10 protein-coding genes are annotated in these 16,269 nt (G+C 45.2%); all 10 read left to right on the top strand.

The genetic code is table 11. From position 1 onward, the window contains the following. The first annotated feature begins 99 nt into the window (after positions 1-99). The 10 genes from F6J90_RS01795 to F6J90_RS01840 all read left to right on the top strand — a co-directional run bounded on the left by F6J90_RS01795 (position 100) and on the right by F6J90_RS01840 (position 15,426). Entirely contained in the window at positions 100-1,176 is a 1,077-nt protein-coding gene (locus tag F6J90_RS01795) for a glycosyltransferase family 4 protein (RefSeq protein ID WP_293091832.1), read from the top strand. 274 nt (positions 1,177-1,450) lie between these two features. After that, positions 1,451-3,643: a bi-domain-containing oxidoreductase gene (locus F6J90_RS01800; RefSeq protein WP_293090816.1), complete on the top strand. Its 2,193-nt coding sequence runs from the start codon at positions 1,451-1,453 to the stop codon at positions 3,641-3,643. A gap of 372 nt (positions 3,644-4,015) precedes the next feature. Then, positions 4,016-5,938 (top strand): alginate lyase family protein, encoded by a 1,923-nt coding sequence (locus tag F6J90_RS01805; RefSeq protein WP_293090817.1) that lies wholly within the window; start codon positions 4,016-4,018, stop codon positions 5,936-5,938. Next, the gene (locus tag F6J90_RS01810) at positions 5,928-7,229 is read left to right on the top strand and encodes a UDP-glucose/GDP-mannose dehydrogenase family protein (protein ID WP_293090818.1); all 1,302 of its coding nucleotides are present in this window, start codon (positions 5,928-5,930) and stop codon (positions 7,227-7,229) included. Before F6J90_RS01805 ends, F6J90_RS01810 begins: the two co-directional genes overlap by 11 nt. Before the next feature lie 878 nt (positions 7,230-8,107). Then, the gene (locus F6J90_RS01815; RefSeq protein WP_293090819.1) at positions 8,108-9,340 is read left to right on the top strand and encodes a glycosyltransferase family 4 protein; all 1,233 of its coding nucleotides are present in this window, start codon (positions 8,108-8,110) and stop codon (positions 9,338-9,340) included. Positions 9,341-9,623: 283 nt separating this feature from the next. After that, complete coding sequence (locus F6J90_RS01820; protein ID WP_293090820.1) at positions 9,624-10,757, top strand: glycosyltransferase family 4 protein; 1,134 nt, start codon at positions 9,624-9,626, stop codon at positions 10,755-10,757. A 73-nt stretch (positions 10,758-10,830) separates the two neighbouring features. Continuing rightward, complete coding sequence (locus tag F6J90_RS01825) at positions 10,831-12,126, top strand: glycosyltransferase (protein WP_293090821.1); 1,296 nt, start codon at positions 10,831-10,833, stop codon at positions 12,124-12,126. A 113-nt stretch (positions 12,127-12,239) separates the two neighbouring features. Further along, positions 12,240-13,469 carry a glycosyltransferase family 4 protein gene (locus tag F6J90_RS01830; RefSeq protein WP_293090822.1) on the top strand — a complete coding sequence of 410 codons (1,230 nt, stop codon included), beginning with the start codon at positions 12,240-12,242 and terminating at the stop codon, positions 13,467-13,469. Between the two features lie 860 nt (positions 13,470-14,329). Next, on the top strand, positions 14,330-15,208 hold the full coding sequence (locus F6J90_RS01835; RefSeq protein WP_293090823.1) for a hypothetical protein: 879 nt from the start codon (positions 14,330-14,332) through the stop codon (positions 15,206-15,208). 29 nt (positions 15,209-15,237) lie between these two features. Further along, positions 15,238-15,426: a hypothetical protein gene (locus F6J90_RS01840; RefSeq protein WP_293090824.1), complete on the top strand. Its 189-nt coding sequence runs from the start codon at positions 15,238-15,240 to the stop codon at positions 15,424-15,426. Positions 15,427-16,269: the final 843 nt, after the last annotated feature.

Genomic DNA, 16,269 nt, shown 5'->3' on the forward strand with positions numbered 1-16,269 from the left:
AAAATTATGGTTCACTATCCGTCTTCACACACAAGTCAAGACAAAACTTTAGACCTGAAAACACAAAATTCTTTTCCTGTCGTGGGATGTCAGGTGGTAATGCTAGGCGACAACCTTCAGTTCAAGGGTGGTATCGCATCAGTGCAGAAGCTTATTGTTTGTAATGCACCCTCTCAAGTTCAAATTCAGCATATTCCTACCACCTGTGTTCATGGGCTAAACGGATCGACTACTCGTAAGGTGTTGGCTTTTGGGAAAGCTTTAGGGAAGTTACTGTGGAGGTTATCCAGAAAAAAGCCTGATCTTATTCACGTGCATTTTTCTCAAAGGAGCAGCACGATCCGGAAAATGATTTTGATGCTCATTGCACTAGCGTTTCATGTCCCTGTAGTTTTGCACGCCCATGGTAGCCAGTATCATTTATTTTACAATGGGTTGCCTCAATGGGCTAAACGAATAATTAGCTCGTTGTTTCGACAATCTGCCTACTTGATTGTTCTATCACAGAGCTGGAAAAACTTTTACCAGTCCAGTTTCGGACTAAAAGCAGAACAGGTTGTAATCCTTCCTAACCCAGTAGAGTTCCCCTCGAAAATTCCAGAGCGCACAAGCTGCAACCAGATAATGTTGGTTTTTTTGGGACAAATCGGTCAACGCAAAGGAGTATTTGATCTGATCCGGGCATTTGCTTCCCTCCCTGCTGAACAGAAAGCCTGCTCAGAATTAATAATAGCAGGGGATGGAGAAGTAGAACAAGCCTGTAAATTAGTTGAGAGTCTGGATTTAGGAGACTATATCAAAGTCCCTGGCGGGATAGACTCAGGGCAACGGGATGCTCTTTTAGCAAAAGCTGACATATTTATCTTGCCCTCTTACAACGAAGGTCTGCCGATGGCAATGCTGGAAGCGATGGGTTGGGGCTTACCTGTGATCACCACACCAGTAGGGGGGATACCAGAGTTGGTAGTACATGGCGACAATGGTCTGCTAGTTAAGCCCGGAGAGATACCAGAACTATCTATGGCGATGCAGACTCTGATTAATGATCAAGCGTTACGGCTTTCCTTAGGACGTAAAGCCAGAGCAAGCGTTGCCCATCTCAATATAGAAGACTACTGTAGTTCCCTGCTCAATATCTATTGCTCAGTGCTGGAATCTAAGAGAGTAGCTCTTTGAAAACACCGTTTAAGTCCTACATCGGTACACATACTCTATCTGGTGTGTCAAGTACATTTGTTCGAGGTCAGTTCAGTTCTAAAGGCTGTAGATACCACGACTTACCCAGCAACTATACCTACCTTTACGGTGCCTTATTAACGCACCCTACTACTACATAAGCGCGTTTTTTGGCTCAGTTTTGCCTAAGTCCTAGATACTTGACACTGCCTAAGTAATCGGAATTGAAACCCTGGCTTTTGTAAGCCAAATAAATTTATTAGCGAGGAGAGCAATGAAGCAAGTTAGTCAGAATTATAAGAGCGGTGCCATTCGCCTCGAAAAGGTCAATGCTCCAGCGCTCAAACCAGGTGGGGTACTGGTTCAATCAGTTTATACCGTAATATCTGCTGGAACTGAGGGCATGAAAGTCAAAGAGGGCAAAATGTCCTACCTTGATAAGGCCAAAGCACGACCCGACCAAGTCAAGAAGGTGATACAAAGTGTGCAACAGAATGGTCTAGTTGCCACCTACGAAAAGGTAATGAACAAACTTGACTCCCTCACCCCACTTGGCTACTCCCTCTCAGGCATTGTTATAGCCGTAGGTTCCGGTGCAGAAGAATTTGTCGTAGGTCAGCGTGTTGCTTGTGCAGGTGCTGGATATGCTAACCATGCACAAGTCAATTTTGTGCCCAAAAACCTAGTAGTACCTCTCCAAGATCATGTTTCTATGGAACATGCTGCTTTTGCCACCATTGGCGCGATCGCTATGCAAGGATTTCGTCAAGCTGAACTGCAACTTGGGGAGACAGCCTGTGTGATCGGTCTAGGTTTAATCGGTCAACTGCTTGTGCAAATACTACGTGCTGCTGGGGTAAATGTGATTGGTGTAGACCTATCCGAAGAACGCTGCCAACTGGCAGTAAAAATGGGTGCAGCGGCAGCGAGTACACCTGATGACCCTAAATTAGCTTCACAGATTGAGCGTCTTACCTTTGGCAAAGGAGCAGATTGCATCTTTCTAGCGGCAGGTGGTAACAGTAATGGTCCGGTAGAATTAGCAGTGGAAATAGCACGGGATCGGGCAAAAGTTGTAGACATTGGCAAGACAAAATTAGACTTACCTTGGAAGGATTACTATGAAAAAGAGCTAGATGTGCGCTTCTCTCGGTCATACGGCCCTGGGCGCTATGACCCCAACTATGAAGAGCGAGGGATTGATTACCCGATTGGCTATGTGCGTTGGACTGAGGGGCGCAATATGGCTTCCTTTCTGGATTTGGTAGCCAAGGGACAGATAAATTTAGAACCAATTATTTCCGCAGTTCATCCCTTTAGTGAAGCAGAGCGGGTATATCAGGACATGGCAGAAGGTAGAGGTGGAGGCTTAGGCATTCTCTTCCAGTATCCCGAGCAAGTAGAGCCAGTGCAGCATCTGCCAACTGTCCAAGTCACTCAGAAGCTGACAGAGGTTATAGAAGATAAGGTGAAATTGGGAGTCATAGGTGCTGGAAACTATGCCTCTAGTATGTTGTTACCCCATCTTGTCAAGCACAATCATGTTCGTTTGCTAGAAGTGGCGACATCAAAAAGTTTATCGGCAGCAAATGCTGTCAGGAAGTTTGCCTTTGAACGCAGCAGCACAGACTACCAAGCACTACTTAAATCTTCGGATATAGATGCTGTAATCATTGCCACCCGCCATGCCTCTCATGCCAAGATGACAGCCGAGGCACTGCAAGCTGGTAAAGCTGTGTTTGTGGAAAAGCCTCTGGCCATAGATCTAGCTGGTGCTGAGTTGGTACGTCAGGCAGTTATCGATTCCGGCAATGAACGCTTACTAGTGGGATTCAATCGGCGATATTCTCCCTTAGTCAAGCAAGTGGCGAAGGTTTTTGACGGTGACGGGATACCCTTGATGATGAACTACCGGGTACATGCGGGTCAAATGGAAGCCGGTTCATGGTACTTAGATACTTCCGAAGGTTCCCGATTTGTCGGAGAAGCAGGACACTTTTTGGATGTTTTCTCGTTTATTACGCGATCGCGTCCAGTGTCAGTGGTAGCCAGAGCCTTGCACCCCATGCCAGTGACACAGGATGACCTGGAAAATATCTCAGTCACTATAACTTATGAGAATGGCTCAGTAGGTAATCTAATGTACCTGACCCAAGGGGGAAAGAAGGTGCCTAAGGAATTCCTAGAAGTTTTTGGTGGTGGGTGCACGGTACAACTGCACAATTTTGAATCACTGACTGTCTTTCAAGGAAACATGCAACGAAAGGTTAAAGCAAGGGGAATCAATAAAGGGCAAAAGGAAGAAATTCACGCTTTTGTATCTGCTGTCAAGTCAGGACTGGAGATGCCCATTTCCATAGATAGTTTACTAGATACAACATTGGCAACTCTAGCAACTGTGGAATCCCTGAGAACTGGACAAGCTGTGCAATTGGCAGACTATTGGATTAGGGAAACTGTAGAGTAAAAATATGTAAGCATTCAGCCGTCAGCGGTCAGCCGTGAGCTTTTAGCTCACGCTACGCGAACAGCTTTTCGTAACTCAGATTAAACTAATGCTTACCTGTTTTATTAAAAAGCTGTTTCCGTAGCTTGCCCATAGCCCATAAGCACATCAATTAGCTTGCCCATAGCCCATAAGCTGATAGCTGATGGCTGATAGCTGAATGCTTACAAAAATATTACTCTCAGCTTACCATTGCTAACCATAATCAATGCTCCAAAGACCGACTCGGCCTAAATCCTATTCTGATAACTTGACTGCTGTTAGTAATAAGTAACTAAACTGTTTTAATTTGTGAAAGTGAAGCTTAGATGGTACTTAAACCGCTTACGAGCCATGTCTCTACAGGAGATTGCCGCTCGTGGGGAATTAGCATTAAAAAAGAAATGTTGGCGGCGTCGTACCTCCTGGGTCGCTCCAAAACCTAATGGTATTCAGAAGGATATCTGGAAACTATCACCCCTGCTACAAGAGGCGACTGAGGAACGTCAAGCTCTCCTTGATGAAGCAGACCGCTATCTCACAGGAAAGTACACCCTGTTGAATATTTCCTTTGAGGAATCCAAAATCGACTGGCACCTCGACCCCCAAATGGGTAAGCGTGCTCCGTTGCAGTTTGGGCTGGATTTAGACTACCGCGACCCTTCCTCAGTTGGGAATGTCAAAAACATCTGGGAGAAAAATCGACATCACCACCTCACCATCTTAGCTCTAGCTTATGCCCTCACTGGCAATAAACAGTATGCTGAGGCTGTGGAGGAACAGCTGCTCTCCTGGGTAGAACAAAACCCTTTTCCTATAGGGGTCAACTGGACAAGTTCCCTAGAGTTCGGTGTGCGTCTGATCTCCTGGGTTTGGATCGAGCGGCTGCTCAGAGGAACATCAAGCCATAAACACTTGTTTGGTGAAGGTGGGGCGTTGTGGTCGATGATCTACTGGCATCAGTGGCTAATCACCCAACACTATTCCCACGGCTCCTCAGCCAATAATCACTTAATCGGGGAAATGGCAGGACTGTTCATTGCTGCTTCCGTCTGGCCAGTATTTCCAGAATCAGCCCAGTGGCAGTCTTTGGCCAGGAAAATACTGGAGCGAGAAGTATCCCAGCAAACCTTTCCTTGCGGACTCAATCGTGAGCAAGCCTTCTCCTATCAGATTTTTGCTCTTGAATTTTTCCTTTTAGCAGGACTAGAAGCAGAGTGGCTGAAGGCTCCTTTTTCCGATAACTACCAGGACTGGGTACGACGGATGCTGGAGGTAATTCCTCTTGTAGTGGATGTCGGAGGCAATTTGCCCCAGTACGGAGATGGCGACGACGGCATGGCACTCCAGCTACGACCCCTAGGCTCCTCTCGTCTGGACTGGCTTTTCCGCCTCGGTCGCCAATGGTTAAATGCCCACGTCCCCCTGCCATCCAATAATTCAGGTGTTTTAGCTGCTACTGTTATCGGTAGCAATGCTGAAGATAAGGTGGGAGAGGTCAAACCCGTTCAAGGTTCAATAGGCTTTAATGATCCTGGACTCTTCGTCCTAGCATCCCGGCGAGGAGAATCTGACGAGGTACTTTGTCTAGCTGATGCTGGTCTTTTAGGGTATCTCTCCATCGCTGCTCATGGTCATGCGGATGCCCTTTCATTCACTCTGAATGTGGGCGGTGTACCGATAATTGTCGATCCTGGCACCTATGTTTATCATGCCGATCCCCAAAAACGTGCTTATTTCCGCAGCACGAAAGCTCATAACACTGTGGTAGTCGATGGTGTTGACCAATCGGAACCAGCAGGCACATTTCTCTGGACAAGACAAGCCCAAGCCAAAGTTCTGTCTTGGCAGGAGACACCGGACGGAGGTGTCCTGGTTGCAGAACACGACGGGTATACCCGATTGCCCAATCAAGTCATTCATCGTCGTAGACTCGCTCTCGAAGGCAAGCGACTTGAAATTATCGATGAACTGCTAAGCGTAGCCCCTGGTTTGAACCAGGGAGGAGTACATGATTTCCAGTGGCGTCTTCATTTTTCACCCCTTTGTCAAGTGACCTTGAAAGAAAACTTCTGCCAAGTCAGTTGGCAGGGAGGCAGTCTGGGGATTTACCTAGATAACCAGCTGGAATGGATTTTAGCCCATGGAGAACAGGAAGCTGGCTGGTATTCACGAGGCTTCAATCTCAAGGAAGCAACTTATACATTATCAGGCTCTGCACGTACAACAACACCAATGTCTCTAAAGAATTATTTAGATTTGTCCGATGAAGATTAGTATTTTTGGTCTTGGATATGTCGGTGCTGTCACAGCAGCTTGCTTGACACGGGATGGACATGAAGTAATTGGGGTCGATGTCAATCCAGAAAAAGTGGCTCTGATTGCTAAAGGAAAGTCTCCAATTGTGGAGCCCAAATTAGGTGAATTGCTAGCTGACGGAGTAGCAGCTGGCTTAATCAAGGCTACCACAGATGCTGAAGCTGCAGTAGTCCAGTCAGATCTTTCCCTGATCAGTGTTGGCACGCCTCCCGCAGAAAGGGGAGAACCAGACCTAACCTATGTTTGGAATGTGTGCAAGGAAATTGGAGCTGCTGTTAGCCGCAAAAAAACAAACCATGTCGTTGTATTGCGCAGTACAATTCCACCAGGCACCCTACAAAAATGCCAGACTCTGCTCGACAGTGTTACCGGCGATGGCTTGATACACCTAGCCTTTAACCCAGAGTTTTTACGGGAGGGTTCCGCTATCCGGGATTATGATCAGCCGCCTTACACCATCATTGGTACCAAATCCCCTGTAGCAGAAGCAGCAATGCGGCAGATGTATGCCAAGATAGATGCTCCGGTCATAGTGGTCGAACCAGCTGTGGCGGAAATGGTTAAATATGTTGCCAATACGTGGCACGCTGCCAAGGTCGGTTTTGCCAACGAAATTGGTAGAATCGCCAAGGCATTTGGGATAGACGGACGGGAAGTCATGAACATTATCGTCCAGGACACAAAATTAAATGTCTCCCCGGTCTATATGCGTCCCGGCTTTGCTTATGGAGGTTCCTGCCTACCCAAAGATTTAAGTGCCTTACTTTACTATGCACGGAGTATGGATGTACCAGTCCCCCTGCTCAACACCCTCCCTGCTACTAACAACCTCCAGGTTGATTTAGCTGTGCAGGAAGTATTACGCCTAGGTGTGAGAAAAATCGCACTATTTGGTCTAGCATTTAAACCGGGTACAGACGACCTGCGGGAAAGTCCAGCAGTACTCCTAGTAAAGCGATTGCTGGGGGAGGGATGCGAGGTAAAGATTTACGACAAAGCCGTCTATAAAGCTCGGCTAATGGGTACCAATCTCGCCTATATCCAGAGTAATTTGCCTCACTTCGAGGCTTTGCTAATGGCAGAACCCCAGCAGGCTTTAGAGGGAGCAGAGCTAGCGGTGGTAACCCATGCCACACCAGAGTTTCGTCAGGTGTTACTAGAAGCTCCTGAAGCCACTCAGATTTTGGACCTAGCAGGTATTTTTTCTGAACCGGTTCAGGAATTAAATTACCGTGGAATCGCTTGGTAGTAGTTTGTCAGGATTACTCTAAACAGTTTACCTGTAGCTACCCCCATTGAAAAAGTAATCCGTTGCCACGGAAAGCCAACAAACGGGCTTTACATGGAAGTAAAAAAGGATTATCCAGGCGATGTCAGCTATCAGCTGTCAGCTATCAGCTGTCAGCTATCAGCTGTCAGCTATCAGCTTTTAGCTATGAGTTTATGGGCTACGCGCACGCTACGTGAACAGCTTATGCCCTATGGGCAGGCTACTTGAGGTGCCAAAGGCCAAGGGCTGACCACTGACGGCTGATGGCTGACGGCTGAATGCTTACATAAAAACCTCCCCCATCTCCCCATCTCCCCATCTCCCCACACTTCCCACCCTCCCTCTAATTATGCTGACGGGGTGAAAAACAGCCTTAAAAGCCTTACTGGGTGTGGGGTGTGGGGTGACGGGTGTAGGGGAAGATCAGGAGATGGCCATGTTGGTAGGGACGGTTGAATCAGGTTGGGGACCGGTCGGAAATCGCACTGGGTCACTCCAAATTCCGTTCTATTTTCCCCACACCCCACACCCCACACCCCACACCCTGTCTACTTTTTAGCCTTGTTGTCACCCCCTCAGCTAATTATGGGTATTCAACCTGACTTGATATAACCTGAAGTACTTGTCAACACCTTGATGCCCATAGACTGGGTTTTATTGCTTGCCATGATGTTTGATAAACTATCCGTTCTTGAAAAAGAAATCTGATTCTCAATATTAGTCTAGAAAAACTAAATTGGTGAATTGTAAAAAATTCATACAAAACCAAAATTTATCCTTTGGATAACTTTGGCATCGATCGTGGATATCGAAGTTAGTAAGCATTTTTATTTAGTTTATCAAGGAATTCAATTTTTATGGCTTCGTTTGATAAAGTACTGATCGTCGTAGAAAATTTGCCTGTCCCCTTTGACAGGCGAGTGTGGATGGAAGCCACGACCCTAAAAAAAGCTGGGTATCAAGTTTCGGTGATTTGTCCGACAGGGAAAGGCTATGAAAAAGACTACGAGGTCATTGATGATATTCACATCTATCGCCACCCCATGCCACCTGATATAAGCTCAGTTACAGGATATCTGCGAGAGTACGCCACAGCGGTTTTTTGGGAATTCCGCCTTGCACATCGGGTCTGGCGGGAACGTGGGTTTAATATTGTCCATATTTGCAATCCACCTGATTTACTCTTTTTGGTCGCGGGTTGGTACAAACTGCTCCGGGGTGTACGGGTCATCTTTGACCACCACGATATCAATCTGGAGATGTACGAAGCCAAGTATGAACGCAAAGACATATTTTACTACGGACTGAGTCTGGCTGAACGCTTGACCTTTGCGACAGCAGACGTAGTAATCGCCACCAACGAATCCTACCGAGAGGTAGCACTCACCCGTGGTAAGAAGAAACCAGAGGATATTTTTGTAGTGCGCAGTGGACCAGATCTTTCTCGGTTTAGACCTACACCGCCTAATCCCGCCTACCGTAGAAACAAAAAGTACTTAGTCGGGTATGTTGGGGTGATGGGAGAACCAGAAGGCATCGACTACCTGCTGAAGTCTGTGCGCTACATTGTCTATGAAAAGCAACGCCAAGACATTCAATTCATGCTGATTGGCAGTGGACCGATGTTCGAGAAACTTCAGGAATTATCTGAAAACTTAGGGGTTGCTGACTACGTGGAATTCACTGGACGGATTGAGGATCAGGAACTTTTGGAACGGCTTTCTAGCTGTGATGTGTGTGTCAATCCTGACAAGAAAATGCCCTACAATGAACGCTCCACCATGAACAAAATTATGGAATACATGGCTATGGGCAAACCCATTGTCCAATTTGATCTCTTGGAAGGAAGGCGTTCAGCGGCGGGAGCCTCTGTTTATGCTAAGGGTAACGACGAAGTAGATTTTGCCGAAAAAATACTGGAGCTTATCGAAGATCCAGAACGCAGAAAGCAGATGGGATTGGAGGGTCAGTGCCGGATGAAGGAGAAGCTTGAGTGGCGTTACCAAGCCCCTAAGCTGTTGGATGCTTATGCTGCAATTTCTCTCAAAAATAACAAATGTGTTACTAATAAAACCGGCGTTGCATCATAGTGTATTAATTCAGGGGATCTGACCATGCCATGTCCTCGGTGTGGCTCGGAGCAGATCCCCAAGAATGGCAAAAAACCAGGGCAGCAAAATCACAGTAGCATCGGTAGTGTTTACTAAGGTAAACGCAACAAGTATACAACCCTCCCAATATCAGGGTTTGAAAATCAGAACTAGCCCCTATTAATCAGGGAGGATAAGAGATGTCAAGGGCAGTTTATCCCCCTGTAAATTATATCTCTGCTACAGTTTAAGTCGCCAGTTAAACTTTTCGGATAGTGGTAAAATGCATGAGCAAAAATTGCCGATTATCGACCCACAGCACCTAGGGGTAACTACTCCAACTAATATTATCATGTTGGGTCCGAGCTTGACTGTTAATGGTGGCATATCAAAGTATGAAAAGCTCTTTCTTGAACATGTTCCTCCTGAGGTTAAAATTTTTCATATTCCTACCCATAAAGAAGGGTCGATCCCCTATAAGATTATAGTGTTTTGTCAAGCGCTAGTGAATTTACTGTGGATGTTATTAAGAAAAGACATTGCTCTCGTCCACATTCATATTTCACAGCGGGGCAGTGCTTTCCGAAAAGCAATTATGACATTCTTGGTTTGGATATTTCGTAAACCTATTATTTTACATGCCCATGGCAGTGAATTTCATCTATTCTACTCCCAGCTCGCTCCATGGGTTCAGCAATTACTGAGATGGGTGTTTGGCAAATGTAGCCGTTTAATTGTTTTATCAGAAAGTTGGAAAAAATTTTCTATCAACAGTCTTGGGCTAAGATCAGAACAAGTTGTTATCCTCTATAATCCAGTAAAACTTCCCTCGCCGGTTCCCTATCGCCCAGGTTCCCAAAAAGTGACCATCCTCTTTCTAGGACGCATTGGTCAACGCAAGGGAGCATTTGATCTAATCAAGGCTTTTGCTGCTTTACCTGCTGAGGATAAAAATCGAGCGAGTCTAATTCTGGCAGGAAATGGAGAGCTAGAACAAGCATACAGCTTAGTCAAAAGTCTGGAGCTAACTGCTAACATAACTATTCCTGGTTGGGTAAGTTCAGAAGAGCGTGATCATCTTTTAGCAAAAGCTAACATATTTATCTTGCCGTCTTATAACGAAGGTCTGCCGATGGCAATGCTGGAAGCAATGGGTTGGGGCTTACCTGTGATCACCACACCAGTAGGGGGGATACCAGAGTTAGTAGTAGATGGCGACAATGGTCTGCTAGTTAAGCCTGGAGAGATACCAGAACTATCTATGGCGATGCAGACTCTGATTAATGATCTTGGGTTACGGCTCTCCTTAGGATGTACCGCCAGAGCAAGCGTTGCCCATCTCAATATAGAAGACTACTGTAGTTCCGTGCTCAATATCTATGGCTCCGTGCTCAAATCTGAAAAAACAGCTCCATGAACACACTATTGGGCTTCTCTAGATGTCTCTTCTACAAATGTTTGCTTATGTCTTGGATACAGGAGGTTGACCAATGAAAGTATTACTTTCAGCCTATCAGTGCCAACCTAATACAGGTTCAGAGAACGGAATCGGCTGGGCTTGGGCGACACAACTGGCTCGAATGGGGCATGAAGTCTGGGTGATTACCTGGAGTTATAATCAGATTCCGGTAGAGCAGGAACTTCAGGTAAATCCAATCCCTAACATACATTTTATCTTTTGTGACCATCCTACCTGGTTATCTCGGTTGTTCAAAATCCTGATTACCAGACAGGTAATGTTGCTCTCATTTCCCTTGTGGGAATTGATGAGTATCTGGTGGCAATGGGATGCTTATCGAATCGCCAAATCATTGACCCAGGAGGTGGTATTTGATCGGGTTCATCACGTAACTAATACAGCTATTCGACGCCCCAGTTTCATGGGTCTTTTAGGCATCCCTTTCATTTTTGGACCGGTAGCTGGTGGAGTAAAAGCACCTTGGTTTCTCAGGAAAAGCTACCCATTAAAGGGCTGGTTATTTGATTTTATCCGCGATATTTCTAATACTATTGTTCAATTTGATCCGCTGATGAACTTAACGTTTATCACAGCATCAAAAATCTATTGTCGCTCGAAGGATATCCAGGCGCTTATCCCAAAATTTTACAGGTATAAGTCTGAAGTTATTTTTGATATCCCTCTACATGAAATTAGGGAAATGCCTCTGGTAAGTGAACAAAAATTACTAGAAAAAGATACTTTTCAGGTTCTTTTTGTAGGGCGTTTTTTATATTGGAAAGGTGTACATCTGGCGCTGAAAGCCTTTTCTCTGTTGCACCAAAAGATTCCCAATTCGCGTTTTACAGTCATTGGTCGTGGTAGTGAGGAAACTTGGCTGCAGAGACTGAGTGAAAAATTGGGTATCAAGGATGCTGTAGACTGGATACCTTGGATGGAGCAGAAAAAATTGAGTTCAGCCTATCTGCAACATGATGTTTTTCTATTCCCCAGTCTCCATGATTCCGGCGGGCTAGTAATTCTAGAAGCTTTGTGCCATGGCTTACCTGTAGTCTGTCTGGATTTAGGGGGACCAGGGGTGATGGTGGATGAAACCTGTGGACGGGTGATAAAAACGGATGGGTTCACGGAAGAAGCTGTTATTCAGAGGCTTAGTGATGCCTTAGTAGAACTAGCAGAAAACTCAGAATTGCGACAGCAGTTGAGTGAAAGGGCATTGGCGCAACCAACTAAATTTGAATTTAAGAATGTTGTGGAACAAATATATAGCTCTTCGGTATTTGTTGAGAAAACCTTGAAGGAAGCACCCCTAGATGATAAAAGTTGATTAATTTTTTAAGTTATTAATAATACAATTATATTTTACATCACTTCGGCATCTATCATTAAAGGTATATTTAGTGATTAGTTTGACGGATTTGATTAAGGAAATAATGTTTAATGACTTCATTTTATAAAGTATTAATAATCGTCGAAAATCTACCTGTTCCCTTTGACCGACGGGTATGGATGGAAGCCACTAGCTTACAGAAAGCTGGCTATCAAGTTACTACAATTTCTCCCAAAGGGAATGGGTTTGACAAAGATTATGAAGTCATGGAAGGGATTCATATTTATCGCCATCCCCTACCACCGGAAGAAAGCTCGGTTACTGGCTATATTCGAGAGTACAGCTGGGCTGTGAATTGGCAATTTCGCTTAGCTTGCCAAGTATGGCGAGAGCAAGGTTTTGACATCATCCACATTTGCAATCCCCCAGATTTAATCTTCCTAGTGGCGGGATGGTTTAAATTGTTCCGGGGCGTAAAAGTAATCTTCGACCACCACGATCTGGCTCCGGAGATGTACATCGCCAAGTATGGACGAAAAGATATCTTCTATCATGGTCTACGCTGGGCTGAGCGCTTGACCTATGCTATAGCAGACATGGTGATTTCAACCAACGAATCCCATCGCAAGGTCGCCCTTACCCGAGGGGGGAAGAAACCAGAGCAAGTATTTGTAGTGCGCAGTGGACCTGATCTGGCACGGTTTCGGATTATGCCCTCAAACTCGAGTTACCGCAGAGGTCGTCAATATCTGGTAGGTTATATGGGAGTGATGGGGGAACCAGAGGGCATTGACTATCTTCTGAGGGCAGTACGTTACATTGTGCAGGAAAAGAAGCGCCAAGATATTCACTTCATGCTAATTGGCAGTGGCCCTGCTGCTGAAACCCTCAAGACTTTATCTAAAGAGCTTGACCTGACTGATTTTGTAGAATTCACAGGATTTCAGACCGGGGAAGCACTTTTAGAGCGACTTTCCAGTTGCGATGTATGCGTGGAACCGTCTCCCACATCGGCTTACAACGAAAACTGCACTATGAATAAAATCTTGGAGTACATGGCCTTAGGCAAACCTATTGTTCAGTTTGACCTCCGAGAGGGAAGACGCTCTGCAGAGAATGCATCTGTTTATGCTACGCCTAATGACGAGCTGGAGTTTGCTGAGAAAATTCTGGAACTTCTCAATTGTCCTGAACTCAGAGAAAAAATGGGAGCAGAAGGTAGACGCAGGATGGAAGAGATGCTGGAGTGGCGTCATCAAGCCCCTAAACTTTTGGATGCTTATGGGAAAGTTTCCTTACCTTTGTCAGGGATTAGTATTAACTTAGGCACTAGGTATTAGGCTTGAGGCTTTAAGTATTAGGTAAGCATTCAGCAGTCAGCAGTCAGCAGTCAGCTTAATGCTTACGTTTGTCAGAAGTCGAACTAGCCCGTTTTCTTCAAATTGCTATGGGTTCAGCCAGTGAACTTTAATATCACCTGTTATATCAAGTCTGGTTGAATACCCATAATTAAGGAGAGGGTGGGGAGGGTGGGGAGAGATTTTTAATTCAAAATGCCTTCTTCAAAATTCAAGCAGGTATAGCCTTATAATTTTGAATTTTTTCCACCGGATACAAGCCCCTGAATTCATTTCTGGGGTATTTTTTAATTTTTAATTTATAATTTTGAATTGGAGGGAGATGGGGAGATGGAGACCCATCTCCCCACACTTCCCACACTTCCCACCCTCCCCACCCTCCCCGCGCCCGGGCCCCTTAATTATGGGTATTCAACCAGACTTGATATTATGGTGGGAATTGGGAATTGGTAGTTTCCGATTACCAAATATAGCGGTTTTCAGTTTGGTGAGGTACAGAGTCCCTGGTTTTAGGGAACAGGGAACAGCGGATCTGGGAACAGGGAAGTCAGAAGAGGGAACAGGGAAAAAATCCTTTGTACCTCATTAGGCTATAAACCGCTATAAAAAATATTGGGAAAATGATTAACTGGACTTTATAGTCGATGATATGCTGCTAGATATTTTATAGTCATAAGAGATAGTTATCAAGCTTATTATAAAATTTTAACCGCAATATAAAATCAAAAATATTGATTTATTAAAAGGCAATAATTCAGTATTAACCTATACATTTAATTGTGATATTCTATCCATTGAAGTAGAAGTAGGTTATTGATTTTATGATTTTGAGTGGTAATTCTTTGGTAAAAAAGACCAAACGTTTACCGGGAAAAATTAAGAGAGAGTCTTTCCGCATCCCGATGCTACATAATTTCTACTATGGCGACTATCTAATCAGACGAGAAAACCATTATAATTCCCTACCTGCCCTAGCACCATTAGATTTACCATTGTTGAATTCTCTAAGCAGAGAAGGAACATTTGTTACTTCTTTAGAAGAGTTGGCAATTTCCTATAAGGAACTGATAGATAGTGCTGAAGATATATTACCAAAAATACGGGCATTGCCCATACCGAAAACGGAGTCTTGTATAACCTATCGCGAAGAGCTAATTAGTTACCGACAAATTTTTAAGTGGGGACTTAACGAACGATTACTTGATATTGTAGAAAATTACCTTGGTGTTCCAGTGTTCTTTGTTGGTGTAACGCTTCAAAGGAATATTGCCGATGGAAAACCAGTAACTGTCAGGCAATGGCACATAGATCCAGAAGACTATCGCATGGTTAAAATCATTATCTACTTGAATGATCTGGGGTTAGATGGTGGCCCTTTTGAATATATTCCCAGAAATTTAACCTCATCATTAGCTCAAGCCCTGAACTACAATTATTACAGTTCTGGTTTTGTCTCGGATCAAGACATGGCCAGGATTGCGCCTAAATCTACCTGGAACCCTTGCCCAGGACCCTACGGCACAGTAATTTTTACTGACACACGTAGCATTTTCCATCGTCTGAAACCACCTACTGGATCAGACCGATACTCAATGACTTTCTCCTACACCTCTAGACGACCGATCACAACCTTTGAGAGAATTATCTTCTCTAAAAACCAGTTGCAAGCCATTGCCAGCGGGCTAAGCCAACGACAACAAGATTGTCTGTTTTTGGATTAAAGCTGTGATCATCACAGTGGAGTTGCGTCATGATTAACCGAGCTGTTCGTAAGCATTCAGCGGTCAGCGGTCAGCGGTCAGCGGTCAGCGGTCAGCGGTCAGCGGTCAGCGGTCAGCGGTCAGCCAAAGGCTCACGCTACGCGAACAGCTTTGTGGAAATAACTCAGATTAAACAAATGGTTAGCTGTTTTATTCAAAAGCTGAAAGCTGAAAGCTGAAAGCTGATAGCTGATAGCACCTCAAGTAGCGTGCGCGTAGCCCATAAGCTGTTGGCGTAGCCTGCGCGTAGCCCATTAGCTGATAGCTGATAGCTGCTAACTGAATGCTTACGAGCTAACCATCACCATCTGTAGTGTTTCTGATCTCCCCAGACCTTGGTAGTGATCCAGTCATCCTGTGATCCGGTGATCCGGTGATCCGGTGATCCGGTCATGGCTTGATCATCTCTTGACACTCCCCGGCCTGAAGGCGCGGGGATTCCTAGATCAACGAGCCGCCTTAAACCGCCGAGTTCTAATCTTTGACGCTGCCAAAAACTAGACAGTACTTAACGGTGCGACCCGTGGCGAATTTAATTCGCCAAGGTCAAGCGCACCGGTACCAAAAACCCGTTTAAAACCAAGTTCCCAGTTAATTCACGACAGACCCAGAGGGCAGTTCTCCTTTGGCGTATCGGCTAAGCCGACGCTACGCGAACGAGTACTTATTGGAAGTGCCTTAAAAAGTCCGTTACTTCCCGTTTCCTCAAGTTCCGGTGTGCCCCACCGTACTTTGTTTTGTCTCAAAAAGTGTTCTTCTGGGTTCACACGCCAACAGTTAATTGACGATTGGGTTTTTAGCGATGCAGCGCGGTCTTGGGGGTTTCCCCCATGAGCGACTGCATCAAGAAAAGAGGACTTTCCCTACCCTCTAGGTATTACTACTTTATGATCAATAAGTTACGGGTCTCTCTCCCGGCTCAGTCAACGGTTTTTCAGCCTGTACCTACTTTAATCATACATCATCTTATTTATTATTCCGGAAAAGCCGTCGAACGAAGGACGGGGCTTTAAACCCAGAAT

Origin of the sequence: Moorena sp. SIOASIH (assembly GCF_010671925.1) — a bacterium.
GTDB lineage: Bacteria > Cyanobacteriota > Cyanobacteriia > Cyanobacteriales > Coleofasciculaceae > Moorena.

Bases quoted from the DNA above. Each gene is read 5' to 3' on its own strand.
- F6J90_RS01825 (WP_293090821.1), top strand. From the start codon at position 10,831: ATGAAAGTATTACTTTCAGCCTATCAGTGCCAACCTAATACAGGTTCA.
- F6J90_RS01795 (WP_293091832.1), top strand. From the start codon at position 100: ATGCTAGGCGACAACCTTCAGTTCAAGGGTGGTATCGCATCAGTGCAG.
- F6J90_RS01840 (WP_293090824.1), top strand. From the start codon at position 15,238: ATGATTAACCGAGCTGTTCGTAAGCATTCAGCGGTCAGCGGTCAGCGG.
- F6J90_RS01815 (WP_293090819.1), top strand. From the start codon at position 8,108: ATGGCTTCGTTTGATAAAGTACTGATCGTCGTAGAAAATTTGCCTGTC.
- F6J90_RS01830 (WP_293090822.1), top strand. From the start codon at position 12,240: ATGACTTCATTTTATAAAGTATTAATAATCGTCGAAAATCTACCTGTT.
- F6J90_RS01820 (WP_293090820.1), top strand. From the start codon at position 9,624: ATGCATGAGCAAAAATTGCCGATTATCGACCCACAGCACCTAGGGGTA.
- F6J90_RS01810 (WP_293090818.1), top strand. From the start codon at position 5,928: ATGAAGATTAGTATTTTTGGTCTTGGATATGTCGGTGCTGTCACAGCA.
- F6J90_RS01800 (WP_293090816.1), top strand. From the start codon at position 1,451: ATGAAGCAAGTTAGTCAGAATTATAAGAGCGGTGCCATTCGCCTCGAA.
- F6J90_RS01805 (WP_293090817.1), top strand. From the start codon at position 4,016: ATGTCTCTACAGGAGATTGCCGCTCGTGGGGAATTAGCATTAAAAAAG.